The 13512-nt window shown below is 68.8% G+C and carries 8 protein-coding genes; 5 read left to right on the forward strand and 3 right to left on the reverse strand.

Translation table 11 applies throughout. The annotated features are described in order from the left end of the window. Nucleotides 1–44: 44 nt before the first annotated feature. Nucleotides 45–524 (forward strand): GNAT family N-acetyltransferase, encoded by a 480-nt coding sequence (locus tag ACT2FV_RS10885; protein WP_059598939.1) that lies wholly within the window; start codon nt 45–47, stop codon nt 522–524. A 168-nt stretch (nt 525–692) separates the two neighbouring features. On the opposite strand, the gene ACT2FV_RS10890 is transcribed toward ACT2FV_RS10885, so the two are convergent. Further along, complete coding sequence (locus ACT2FV_RS10890; RefSeq protein ID WP_444503837.1) at nt 693–3506, reverse strand: heavy metal translocating P-type ATPase; 2814 nt, start codon at nt 3504–3506, stop codon at nt 693–695. Between the two features lie 378 nt (nt 3507–3884). Between ACT2FV_RS10890 and ACT2FV_RS10895 the strand changes: the two genes are divergently transcribed. Continuing rightward, complete coding sequence (locus ACT2FV_RS10895; protein WP_151052380.1) at nt 3885–5324, forward strand: DUF1254 domain-containing protein; 1440 nt, start codon at nt 3885–3887, stop codon at nt 5322–5324. 152 nt (nt 5325–5476) lie between these two features. Further along, entirely contained in the window at nt 5477–9265 is a 3789-nt protein-coding gene (locus ACT2FV_RS10900) for a DUF748 domain-containing protein (RefSeq protein WP_174919840.1), read from the forward strand. A 69-nt stretch (nt 9266–9334) separates the two neighbouring features. On the opposite strand, the gene ACT2FV_RS10905 is transcribed toward ACT2FV_RS10900, so the two are convergent. Further along, nucleotides 9335–9556 (reverse strand): hypothetical protein, encoded by a 222-nt coding sequence (locus ACT2FV_RS10905; RefSeq protein WP_059448952.1) that lies wholly within the window; start codon nt 9554–9556, stop codon nt 9335–9337. Nucleotides 9557–9845: 289 nt separating this feature from the next. Between ACT2FV_RS10905 and ACT2FV_RS10910 the strand changes: the two genes are divergently transcribed. Further along, entirely contained in the window at nt 9846–11522 is a 1677-nt protein-coding gene (locus ACT2FV_RS10910; RefSeq protein WP_444503838.1) for an alkaline phosphatase family protein, read from the forward strand. A 79-nt stretch (nt 11523–11601) separates the two neighbouring features. On the opposite strand, the gene ACT2FV_RS10915 is transcribed toward ACT2FV_RS10910, so the two are convergent. After that, complete coding sequence (locus ACT2FV_RS10915) at nt 11602–12498, reverse strand: LysR substrate-binding domain-containing protein (protein ID WP_444503839.1); 897 nt, start codon at nt 12496–12498, stop codon at nt 11602–11604. A 162-nt stretch (nt 12499–12660) separates the two neighbouring features. Between ACT2FV_RS10915 and ACT2FV_RS10920 the strand changes: the two genes are divergently transcribed. Beyond that, nucleotides 12661–13512, forward strand: a complete 852-nt coding sequence (locus ACT2FV_RS10920) for an ABC transporter permease (protein WP_059598945.1) — start codon at nt 12661–12663, stop codon at nt 13510–13512.

Consider the following 13512-nt stretch of genomic DNA (forward strand, 5'->3'; position numbering starts at 1 on the left):
TCCCGCTACACTGGAAGTCCGACTTCCCTCGCGACCCCCGGGCCATGCTGCAGATGCGGCCGATGACGGCCGGTGAATTCCACGCATACCGCACGCGCGCCATCGACGGCTACGCGCGCGATCTCGTGTCATCCGGGCAGAACGCGACCGACGACGCGGCGAACCGCGCCCGCGCCTGCTTCGATACGCTGCTGCCCGACGGCCTGCTCACCTCCGGCCAGACGCTCGTCCAGCTGATCGACGCCGCCAGCGGCGACACGGTCGGCGACCTCTGGTACGCGATCGTGCCCGAAGGGCCGAACCGTACGCTGTTCATCTACGATCTCGACATCGTCCCGACCCGGCGCCGCCAGGGCTGGGCCATGCGCGCGCTCGATGCACTGGAGGCCGAGGCGCGCCGTCATGGCGTCACCGAAATCGGGCTGTCGGTGTTCAATCACAACACGGCTGCTCGTGCGCTGTATCGGGCGTGCGGCTTCGTGCCGATCACGACGACGCTGATCAAGCCGGTCGTCCAGAGCTGAGGCCAGTGCGCACGCGTCGGTGACGCGCGCTGCCGTTTTCCCGGCCTTCTTCCGGTGATCTGTCCCGACGCAGCGCATGCAATGTGCGCCCCGCCGGTCGGCAAGCCATTTCCAATACGACAAGCGCCGGACCTCCGTCGGATGACCCGTCGCCCGTCGTGGCCCGCATCAGCGTGCGCGGCCTTTCCATCTCCTCAGCAGCAGCGCGTTCGTCACGACGCTGACGCTGGAGAACGCCATCGCCGCACCCGCGATCACCGGATTCAGCCAGCCGAGCGCCGCGAGCGGCACGCCGATCAGGTTGTAGACGAACGCCCAGAACAGGTTCTGCTGGATCTTCCGATACGTCCGCTTCGAGATGTCGATCGCATCGGCGACGAGCGCCGGGTCGCCGCGCATCAGCGTGATGCCGGCCGTATGCATCGCGACGTCGGTGCCGGTCGCCATCGCGATGCCGACGTCGGCCGCGGCGAGCGCGGGTGCATCGTTGATCCCGTCGCCGACCATCGCGACGATTCCGCCGTGCGTGCGCTTCAGTTCGGCCACCACGCGCGCCTTGTCGTCGGGCAGCACCTGCGCATGCACTTCGCCGATCCCGAGTGCCGCCGCGACGGCGGCCGCGCTGCCGCGGTTGTCGCCCGTGACGAGTACGCTCGCGACGCCACGCGCCGACAGTGCCGCGACCGCCTCGCGCGCGCCCGGCTTCACGGTGTCGCCGAATGCGATCAGCGCGAGCAGCGCGCGCGGCGCGTCGGCACGCATCAGCCACGAAATCGTATTGCCCGCGCGCTCGAGTTCCGCGGCACGCGCGTCGAGTGCGGGCGGCACGACGATGCCGAGTTCGTCGCGCCAGCGGCTGCTGCCGAGTGCGAGAAGCTGACCGCCAACGCGCGCCTCGACGCCGCGTCCGGCCACCGCGCGCGCATCGGCCGCGACGACCTCGGCCGAACCCGCGCCGCCGCCGCGGGCCACGACGTCCGCATCGTGCGCGGCGACGACGGCGCGAGCGAGCGGGTGGTCGCTTTGCCGCTGGACCGCGGCCGCGAGAGCGAGCGCTTGCTCACGTGGGATGTCGACGGCCTCGAATGCCGTCACGGACGGTTTGCCTTCGGTCAGCGTGCCGGTCTTGTCGAACGCGATCACCGTGGTGCGCTGCGCGAGTTCGAGCGCCTCGGCGTCCTTGATCAGGACGCCATGGCGGGCCGCCACGCCGGTGCCCGCCATGATCGCGGCGGGCGTCGCGAGGCCGAGCGCGCACGGGCACGCGATGACGAGCACCGCGACCGCGTTGAGGATCGCTGTTTCGATGCCGGCGCCGGCGATCAGCCAGCCGACCAGCGTCAGCACGGCGATGCCGAGGATCGTCGGCACGAACACTTCGCTGACACGATCGACGAGCCGCTGGATCGGCGCCTTTTCCGCCTGCGCGGATTCGACGAGGCGGATGATGCGCGCGAGCGTCGTCTCCGCGCCGATCGCGGTGGTTTCCACGACGAGCGCGCCTTCGCCGTTGATCGAGCCGGCCGTGACCGGATCGCCGTCGTCCTTCGGCACCGGCAGGCTTTCGCCGGTGATCAGCGATTCGTCGACGTGCGAGCGGCCCGACACGATCCGGCCGTCGACGGGCACACGCTCGCCCGGACGGATGCTGACGGTCGTGCCGACGCGCACCTGCGCCAGCGGCACGTCGCGTTCGACGCCGTGCTCGACGACGCGCGCGCGGTCGGGACGCAGCGCGTTCAGCGCGCGGATCGCCTCGGTCGTCTGGCGTTTCGCGCGCGCTTCGAGCCATTTGCCGAAGCGCACCAGCGTGATGATGACGGCCGATGCCTCGAAATACAGATGGCCGGGGTGCGCGGAGTCGCGCAGCAGCATCCACAGGCTCAGGCCGAACGCGGCCGACGTGCCGAGCGCGACGAGCAGGTCCATGTTGCCGGTGCGTGCCTTCACCGCATGCCAGGCGGCGCGGTAGAAGCGTGCGCCGAAGCCGAACTGGACGATCGACGCGAGCACGAGCTGCAGCCAGCCGGGCAGCATCGCGTCGATGCCGAACGGCGCGACGAGCATCGGCACGACGAGCGGCACGCTCAGCACGGCCGAGCCGATCACGAGATTGCGTTCGCGGATCGCTTCGCGGCGCTTGCGGGCGTCGGGGGCTTGTGCGGGTTCGCCGGCGCGGGCGTCGGCGTCGGTCGAGGCGCTCGGGTCCGGCGCAACGGCGAGCGACGCCCGATAACCGGCCGTCGTGACCGCCGCGATCAGCGTGGTGGCGTCGAGCGCGCCGGTGCCATGCACCGACGCGCGTTCGGTCGCGAGATTGACCGACGCGCGCGTGACGCCAGGCACGGCGGCCAGCGCCTTTTCGACGCGCCCGGCGCAGGATGCGCACGTCATGCCGCCGATGTCGAATTCGAGATCGCGGGAAGCGGCCGGCGGCGGCGCGGCGACCCATGTCGCGTCGTAGCCGGCTTGCCGCACGGCTTCGGCCAGTTGCGACGCGGAAACGTCCGGTGCCGCGTCGACGGTCGCGCGCTCGGTGGCGAGGTTGACGGACGCGCGCGTGACGCCGGGCACCTTCGCCAGCGCCTTTTCGACGCGCGACACGCACGACGCGCAGGTCATGCCGTCGATGTCGAGTTCGATGCTGGCGGCGGGCGCGGGCAGTGCCGTCGCCGCCGTTGCGGGCCGGGCGTTCGCGTGCGTCGCGTGCTCGACGTGCGCGGACGCAACGGCTTCGACCGCCGCTTCGCGCACGGCCGCGCGATAGCCGGCGGCATCGACCGCGGCGATGAGCTTCGCAGGCTCGACCGTGTCCTGCGCGGTCACCGTCGCCGCATGCGCGTCGAGATCGACCGCGGCATCGACGACGCCCGGCACGGTGGCCAGCGCACGCTGCACGCGGCCCGTGCAGCCGCCGCAATGCATGCCGTCGATGGTCAGTTCGATCGTTTGCATGTCGGCGGAGGCGAGTGATTCAGTCATGTTGGATTCCCCAAAAGCGCGGTTCGTGCCGCGACTGACTCCAGTATCAACATTCCCATGATGGGAAGGTCAAGGGGGGCGATGCAATACGGGATCGTGCCGACGGCGACCCATTCTCGCCCGTCATGCTGCCCTGCGCAGGCGTCGGGCGGCTCCGGACGAGGGCCGGATCAATGGAAGTCCTGGCTGACGACAGCCCGGCTACCGCTGCACCCGATATTCGGCATATTGGGGGATGCCCTTAGGCGCTATGATACCGGCCTGACATCAGCGCCCGCCCGGCGAAGCGGCGACCGGGCACGCTGGGGTGCCTTGCTTTCGCCGATCGTGAGTCGAACAAGGCGTTGACTGACAAGAACGATATTCGGCCAATAATCAATGATTGAAAACCTACGAGAATCAATTTCTCTGCGTCGCGCTGCAGGCGCGTCGCTGGCCCTGGCGGCGCTGCTGTCCGGATGCGCGTCGCAACCGGACGCGATCCAGCGGAAAACCGGCTGGATGCGCGCCGAAGTGGCCGACTCCTACATATACGCGTATCCGCTCGTGCTGATGGACGTCGCGAAGGAAGCCGCGACGGGCGGCGACAGCGCGCAGCCGGGCCAGGCGCCGCTCAACACGCTGCGTCACGCGCAGGCGCTGCCGCCCGTCGGCGCGCTCAACCCGCCGCTGCCGGGCGTCGACACGCTTGACTCGACCGGCTGGCTCGACGTCGGTGCCGAGCCGGTGATCGTGACGCTGCCGGATACCCGCGGCCGCTACTGGGATGCCCGCGCGCTCGACATGTGGACGAACGTGCTGTGGTCGTCGTCGAGCGTGGCGGCGCGTGGCGCTCGCGGCGCCGCGCGATCGCAAACGATTGCCTTCGCCGCGAAGGACTGGCAGGGCACCCTGCCGAAGGGCGCATTGCGTATCGACGTGCCGTCGGCCAACGCGTGGCTCGAAGTGCGGCTGCAGACGAGCGGCGGGCGCGACCTCACGAATGTGAAGAAACTGCAGCGGGCGATCCGCGTGGTGCCGCTGTCCGTCTATACGGGCAGCACGCGTGGCGCGTCGGTCGCGGTCCATGCGGGCAGCGCGCCGTTGGAAGCGGCGAGCGGCGGCACGCCGGCCGAGCAGGTGGCCGCGCTCGACCCGAAGGCGTTCTTCACGCGCTTCGCGCAGGCGCTGCAAGACAACCCGGCACCGGCCGACGACGCGCACGCGAACGAATTGCTCGGCGACATCGGCGTGAGGGCCGGCTATCCGGTGCTGTGGACGGGCGATCGCCTGAGCGCCGCGACGGCCGGCGTCGCCGAGGCGCGCGCGCGGCTCGCGACGCCGCCGTCGAACCTGCTGAGCGCGAACGGCTGGAGCTGGATCGGCGACACGGCCGGCAAGTACGGCCAGGACTACGCGCTGCGCGCGTACGCGGCCTACACGCAGTTCGGCACCGCGACGCGCGACGACGAGACGCTCGCGCTCGTGCGCGTCGACAGCGACGGCCACTCGCTGAACGGCGCAAACCGCTACGTGCTGCATTTCGCGCCGGGCGCGCTGCCGCCGGTGCGCGGGTTCTGGACGCTCACGCCGTACGCGACGAACGGCGCGCTGCCCGACGTCGGCTCGGCGCGCCGCTCGCTCGGCGACCGCGACCGCTTGCGCCGCAACCACGACGGCTCGATCGACGTGGTCGTGTCGGCGTCGCCTGGCGGCACGCATGCGGCCAACTGGCTGCCGGCGCCGCGCGCCGATTTCGCGCTCGCGCTGCGACTCTACGCACCGAAGCCGCAGGCGAGCGACGGCTCGTGGATGCCGCCCGTCGTCGTCCGAAAATGAACCGATGGGCGCCGCCACTGTCCGATGCGCGGGCGCGGCGGCCTCGCCCGAACGTCGTTCCGTCACCACCTGAGCCTATACTTTCGGGATAGCGTGCGCGGCCGTGCCGGTTTTCCGGCGCGGCCCGGCATCCATTCCCGAGGCATCCAAGCATGTCAAGCGCAGACAAAGAAACCGTATCCTCGACCCTTCATGCCCTCGGCGGCGTGGCACGCTCGCGCCGGACCCGGCGCATCGGCCTCGGCGTGCTGATCTTCCTCGTTTTATTCGGACTGCTCGGATTCTTCGCGGCGCCGCCGCTGATTCGTCACATTGCTGAACAGCAACTGAGCCAGCAGCTCGGCCGGCCGTCCACCATCCGGCGCATCGCGCTGAACCCTTACACGCTGAACCTCGAAGCCGACGGCGTGCACGTCGGCGAGCGCGGCGGCCAGGGCGACTTCATCGACATCGGCAAGCTCGTCGTGCGGCCGTCGTGGTCGTCGCTGTTCCGCGGCGCGCCGATCGTCAACGAAGTGCGCGTCGACTCGCCGCGCTTCCATGTCGTCCGATACGACGCGCAGCGCTTCAACTTCACCGATCTGATCGAGAAGTTCTCGACGCCGTCCAAACCCGAAAGCAAGCCGACCCATTTCTCGGTATCGAACATTCAGGTCAACGACGGGCGGATCGACTTCGACGACCGCCTGCTGAACGAAAAGCACGTGGTCGACAACTGGACGCTCGGCATTCCGTTCATCGCGACGCTGCCATCGAAGACCGACATCTTCGTGCAGCCGAAGCTGCGCGCGCGATTCGACGGCAGCCCGATCGCGATCGACGGCAAGACGAAGCCGTTCGCGCTGTCGCGTGAGTCGGAAGTCGCGCTGAAGTTCGACCGGCTCGACGTGCCGAAGCTGATTTCGTACGCGCCGGCGAAGCTGCCGGTGATCGTCACGAGCGGCCTGCTGAGCAGCGACCTCACGCTGAATTTCGTGATGAGCGGCGACACGCCGTCGCTGCGCGTGTCGGGCACCGTGGATCTCAACGACGCGAAGGTGACCGACCGCGCGTCGGCGCCGCTGTTCGCCGCGCGCGGCGTGCACGTCGCGGCCGCCGGCCTCGAGCCGCTGCGCAACGTGCTGCATTTCGACGAGATCCGGCTCGACCAGCCGGTCGTCGACCTGGCGCGCGACAAGCAGGGCCTGCTGAACGTCGAGAAGCTGGCCGGCCCGCCGGCCGCCGCGCCGAAGGCCGACGCGGGCAAGCCGGCCGCATCGGGCGCCGCCGCATCGACTGCCGCCGTCGCCGCCGCCAACGCCGCGAGCGGCGCGAAGGTCGAAGCCGCCGCGAAGGAAGCGCCGCCGCTCGACCTGACGATCCGTCATTTCGCGATCGACGGCGGCACGATCAACGTCGACGACCGCGTGCCCGCGACGCCGACCGCGATGTCGCTGACGAAGCTCGCCGCGACGCTCGACGGCTTCACGCTGCAGGGCAAGACGCCCGCGAAATACACGCTGTCGACGTCGCTGTCGCGCGGCGGCGACGTGAAGGCCGAAGGCGCGTTCAGCCTGGCGGCGAAGCAGGCCGACACGAAGCTGACGGTCGACGCGCTCGCGTTGCCGGCGCTGCAGCCGTATCTCGGCGAGGCGACCCGTGCGCGCGTGCTCGACGGCACGCTCGGCGCGAGCGTCAACGCGAAGGCCGACTGGGGCAAGACGCCGCTCGACGCGCAGGTCGCCGACAGCACGGTGAGCCTGAAGTCGCTCAAGCTCGCGACGCCGGACGCGAAGGCGCCCGCGATCGTGCTGCCCGACGCGAGCGCGAAGATCGCGAAGGTCGACGTCGCCGCGCGCACGGCGGAAATCGCGAGCGTCGATGCGACCGGGCTCGCGCTCGACGTGAAGCGCCTGAAGGACGGCAAGATCGACCTGGCTGCGCTGGCCGAACCCGCGCAGAAGGCGGTGCCCAAGCGCACGGTCGCGCGCAAGGCCGAGGCGGCCGCGCCGTCGTGGCATTACCGGATCGACGCGCTCAACGTGAAGGAGTCGTCCGCGAACTTCACGGACCTGTCGACGCCGCGCCCGGTGAAGCTCGCGATCAAGCCGCTCGACCTGTCGGTGCAGAAGATCAGCGATGACATGACGAAGCCGCTGCCGGTTCAGCTGAAGGCGACGCTGAACCGCAAGGGCTCGGTGAACGTGTCGGGCGATGTGACCGCGCAGCCGCTGAAGCTCGGCCTGAAGATCAACGGCAACCGCCTCGACGCGGCTGCGTTCGAGCCGTACTTCGGCAGCGCGCTGAACGCGACCATCGCGAGCGCGCTGCTCAACGCGCAGGGCAACCTGACGTTCGCGCAGGTGAAGGACGTGCCGCGCGCGACCTATCGCGGCGATGTCGCGCTGGTCGACGTGCGGATGCTCGACAAGGCGACGTCCGACCCGTTCGCGGGCTGGCGCTCGCTCGCGCTGTCGAACCTGAAGGTGAACTACGACGAGAGGGGCACCGACGTCGACGCCGCGCGCGTGACCTTCTCGAACTTCTACGGCCGCGTGCTGCTCGATGCGCAGGGGCGGCTGAACCTGAAGGACGTCGTCGCGAAGGAGACGGGCCCCGCGCAGTCGCTCACGCGCGACGCGAGCAAGAACGAACCTGTGCCGCTGTCACCGGGCATGACGCCGCCGGCCGCGGCCGTGCAGCAGGCGTCCGCGCCGGCCGCCGCATCGGCGACGGTCGCCGTGAAGGCCCCGCCGCCGCCGCAGAATCCGGTGCGCATGCATTTCGGCCAGCTCGTGCTGCAGAACGGCCGCGTGACCTACACCGACAACTTCATCAAGCCGAACTACACGGCGAACCTGGTCGCGATCAAGGGGACGGTCGGCGCGTTCGGCACGGACTCGACGACGTCCGCGCCGGTCGACGTCGCCGCGAATCTCGCGGGCAACGGGCCGATCTCGATCAAGGGCTCGGTGAACCCGCTGATCGACAAGCCGGCGCTGGACCTCACGGCGACCGCGCATGACATCGAGCTGACCAACCTGACGCCGTACTCGGCGAAGTACGCCGGCTACCCGATCACGAAGGGCAAGCTCAACGTCGACCTGCATTACGAGCTCGCGAACGACCAGTTGAAGGCGAACAACCACATCTTCATCGACCAGCTCACGTTCGGCGATCACGTCGAGAACGACACGGCGACGAAGCTGCCCGTGAAGCTCGCGATCTCGCTCCTGAAGAACACGCGCGGCGAGATCGACGTGAACCTGCCGGTGTCGGGCTCGCTGTCGAATCCGGAGTTCAGCGTCGGCGGGCTGATCTGGCGCGCGGTGCTGAACCTGATCGCGAAGGCCGTGACGTCGCCGTTCACGCTGCTCGCGAACGCGTTTGGCGGCAGCGGCGGCGAGGATCTCGGGTACGTCGAGTTCGCGCCGGGCTCGTACGCGCTGACCGACGCGCAGCAGAAGAAGCTCGACACCGTCGTGAAGATGCTGACCGAGAAGCCGTCGATCCGGCTGGACCTGATCGGCCGCGTCGATCCGGCGAAGGACACGCCGGGGCTGCGCGACGCGTACGTCGAGCGGCTGGTGCGTCAGCAGAAGCTGAAGGACGTGGTCGGCCAGGGCGAGAGCATCGATCCGATGTCGGTGAAGGTCGAACCGGCCGAGTACACCAAGTACCTGACGCGTGCATACAAGGCCGCCGACTTCAAGAAGCCGCGCAACCTGATCGGCCTGCAGAAGACGCTGCCCGATGCGGACATGAAGAAGGCGCTCGCCGATCACGCGCCGGCCGACGACAACGCGCTGCGCGCGCTCGCGCAGCAGCGCGCGCAGGCCGTGCGCCAGTACCTCGACGGCAAGATCGATTCGAGCCGCATGTTCGTCGTGGCGCCGAAGCTCGATGCGAAGGGCATCGAGGACAAGGGCGCGACGACCCGCGTCGACTTCGGCCTGCAGTAAGCCGCGTCACGCCATCATCCGCCGCCGCCGCGCCCGACCGGCAATCGGGCGCGGCGGCGCGCCTTCCTTTCAGCGCTCGGCGATCGCCGGTTCGCGCTTGTCCAGTTCCTTCCTCGCGGCCAGCGGCAGGCGGGCATCGTCCCACTGCGTCAGCCACTCGACCTCCTTCGCGGTAAACACTTGTCCGTAGTTGCGCAGCGCGTATTGCAGCGCGTCGACGACGTGGTGGCGAATGATTTCGGGGGTACGTGCATCGTCCAGCACGAACCGGAGAGCTTCCAGGGTCGACATACTCGTGCTCCGGGTCAGGGAAAACCCTTTATCACACGCCAATAGTCATGCGCCAAGTGCGAAAAAAATGCCGCGGCGGGCGATGGCGCGCACGAAGCACCGGCCCGGTGCGCACGTCGCGGCGTGCGCCCGCTCGCCTTGCTTTGCGACGGCGTCGTGTCATTTGCGATTGGTTACGTTTGACAGAAAACAGAAAGCCCCGCTTCATCGGAGCGCCGCACGATCCGGCCATATTCTGCTCGCCTGTTGGCAGGTCACGCAGTTCAACGTCAATCGATGAGGTGGGGTGATGATGTCTTTTCTTGGTAAGCAGCGGAAGGTGGCGGCGATGCTGGCGGGCGCGCTGGCGCTCGCAAGCGCGGGTGTCTACGCGGCGCAGCAGGACGGCGACGGTCAGGGTAATGACGCCGGCCGCGGCCGGCGCGTCGTGAAGCACGTGCTGCTGATCAGCGTCGACGGCCTGCACGAACAGGACCTCGCGCGCTGCATCGGCGCGAACACGTGTCCGAACATCGCGGTGCTCGCGCAAAACGGCGTCACGTACGCGAACGCCTATACACCGGGCCTGTCGGATTCGTTCCCGGGCCTCGCGGCGCTCGTGACGGGCGGCTCGCCGAAGACGGCCGGCCTGTTCTACGACGTGTCGTATGACCGCAACCTGTATGCGCCGAGCGACACGACCTGCTCGGGCAAACAGGGCTGGAACGTCGTGTTCGACGAGACGACCGGCATCGATGCGTTCAATGGCGGCGCGCTCTTGCACCTCGACGGCGGCGGCGCGTTCAACCCGCAGGCGATCCCGCATGCGAAGGTCAATGGCCAGTGCGTGCCGGTCTATCCGCACAACTACGTGAAGACCAACACGGTGTTCGAGGCCGTCAAGGCCGGCGTGCCGAACGCGTACACCGCGTGGGCCGACAAGCACGCGTGGGGCTACGACTGGCTGAACGGCCCGTCGGGCACCGGCGTCGACGATCTGATGCGTACCGAGATCAACTCGATCGACCCGGCGACGAACACCGCATACACCGACGTCTATTCACACACCGCGCGCTTCGACAACCTGCACGTGCAGGCGCTGGTCAACCAGATCGACGGCCGCGACTCGACCGGCACGAAGAACGCGCCGGTGCCGACGCTGTTCGGCGCCAACTTCCAGACGCTCAGCGTCGCGCAGAAGGCGCCGGTCGCGAAGGGCGGCGGCTATCTCGACGCGAACTTCACGCCGAACGGCCAGGTCGCGAACGCGATCACGTACGTCGACAACTCGATCGGCCGCATCGTCAACGAGTTGAAGCAGCGCAACCTGTACACGCAGACGGCGGTGATCGTCACGGCGAAGCACGGCCAGTCGCCGACTGATCACACCAAGCTCGTGAAGAATGGCGACACGCTGACGAAGCTGCTCGAAGCGAACAACTACCTCGATCCGAACGGCAACTTCGGCCAGAACAACACGACGACGGGCAACCTGAACGACGGCTCGGGCCTGGTCGGCACGGGCTTCGTGCAGACCGACGACGTCGGCCTGATCTGGCTGCGCGACCGCGGCCAGCGCACGGCCGTGGTGCGGACGCTGAAGGCGAACCTCGGCTGCAACGCGCCCGGGATCTGCGCGGACGGCTCGCAGGCGTACATCCTGTACGGCGCGGCGCTGGCCGAACGATTCGGCGATCCGGCCAACGGCCGCACGCCGGACATCATCGTGCAGCCGAATCCGGGCGTGATCTACACGTCGAGCACGAAGAAGGACGAGGAGCACGGCGGCAATGCGCCGGACGACAGCCACCTCGGCCTGCTCGTGTCCTATCCGGGGCTTCACCGCGCGCGCATCGTGAGCGATCTCGTCGGCACGAAGCAGGTCGCGCCGACGATCCTCGGGCTGCTCGGCGCCGATCCGAAGCTGCTGCACGCGGTCGTGGCCGAGAACACGCACGTGCTGCCGGGGCTCGGCATCGACCACTGACGCAACGTGAGGGGCGGTACGGCGACGTGCTACGGGCGCCGCCGTGCCGTCCAGGCGCGCCCGGCCATGTCGGGCGCGCTCATCGGTCCGCGCATTCGTCGAGCATCCATTCCCGGAAGCGCCGCAACGCGGCGCTCGTCTCCAGGCGCTCCGGCGCGTAGCACAGGTAGTGCCCTTGCGCGTCGACGTCGACGGGCGCGTCGAACGGTTCGACGAGCGCACCGCTCGCGAGCGTGTCGACGATCAGGAAGCGCGGCACGAGCGCGAGCCCGAGCCCGGCTTGCGCGGCCTGGATCAGCACCGAATACTGTTCGAAGCGCGGCCCCGCGAGCGCGTTCATCCCGGCGACGCGGTGGCGCTCCGCCCAGAGGGACCACGCGATGTCCGCCTGCTCGTGCACGAGCCGCGGCGCGGCGGCCGTGTCGCCGGGCGTGCGCAGCGCATGTCGCGCCGCGAATTCGCGGGAACAGACCGGCACGAAGGTGCGACCGTCCAGGTAATCGCATCGTACGCCTTCCCATGCGCCGTCGCCATAGCGTATTGCTGCGTCGAGTCCGAACGGAAACATGTCGCCGTGCGCGAGATGGCGGCGAAAACTCAGCGTGACCTCCGGCGCGCCGGCCAGAAAGCGCGCGAGGCGCGGCACCAGCCACTTCGTCGTGAAGGTCGGCACGCTTGCGATCGTCAGCAGGTCGCTGTCCTCGCGCGCGCTCAGCAATTCGATCGATGCGTTGCCGATCTCGCGCAGCGGGCCGATCACGCGCGCGTGATAAAGCTGCCCGGCGCGCGTGAGCGCGAGATTGCGCCCCTCGCGCACGAATAGCTTCACGCCGAACAGCGTCTCGAGATTCGCGATCTGCCGGCTGACCGCGCTCGGCGTCAGGCCGAGCTCGCGCGCCGCATACGAGAAGTTCAGGTACTTCACGGAACTCGCGAACGCGTGCAGCTCCGCGACGTTGGGAAACAGGTGCTTCACGGCGAACTATTCCTTGCGCGCACAGATCGATGCGGGCGTTGTACGTTTTTTTCATGACGATGCCATGTCGGATCCGCACACTGCGTCCGTCATGACAACGCGTTCCGGCCCGGCCCGGCGGGCGTTGCGTGACCCGTTCCGTGTCCGTCAGCGAGATTCGCCATGCATCCGCCATCCGCTCCGGCCCTTGCCGAAGCTATTCCGATTCGTCGTAACAAACGGCCGCGCGCGATGGCGGGACGCCTGCTGCTGCGGGCGTTCGTCGCCGTGTTCGGGCTGTATCTCGCGCTCCCGATCGTGCTGCTGCTGATCGGCTCGGTCGGCCAGTCGTGGACGAACACGCTGCTGCCGACCGGTATCACGTCGCACTGGTTCGTCGATCTGGCCGCGAATCGCAGCTTTACCCGCGCATTCGGCACGAGCCTCGTGGTCGCACTCGCCTGCTGCGCGATCAATGCCGTGCTGGCGTTGCCGCTCGCCTATGCGCTGCATCACCGCGCACTGGCCGGCCGCGGCTTCGCGGCGCGCATCGTGATGCTGATGCCGATCGCGGTTCCGGCGCTGACGCTCGGGTTCGGCTACATCGCGATCTTCAGCGGCGATGCGCTGCCGTGGCTCGGCACGCTGCCGCTGATGATCGCCGCGCACGCCGTGCTGACGCTGCCGTACCTGCTGCAGACGCTGCTGAGCGACCTGCGCCACCTTGGCCTCGCGCATCTCGAGGCATGCGCGGCGACGCTCGGCGCGACGCCGCTGCGCCAGTTCTTCACGATCGTGCTGCCGAACCTGCGGCACAGCCTGTTCTCCGGCCTGGTGATGGTCGCCGCGCTGTCGATCGGCGAATTCCAGATCTCGAACCTCATCGCGGGCTTCCGTTACCGCAACTATCCGATCGTGCTGCTGCAGGCGTTCTACGGCGCGTCCGGGATGGCCTGCGCGGCGACCGTCGTGCTGCTCGTCCTCGCCGTGCTCGCGACACTCGCCTCCGTCTTCACCGTGCAACGCCTGAAGTGA

This window comes from Burkholderia sp. PR2, assembly GCF_052372875.1.
GTDB classification, from domain to species: domain Bacteria; phylum Pseudomonadota; class Gammaproteobacteria; order Burkholderiales; family Burkholderiaceae; genus Burkholderia; species Burkholderia diffusa.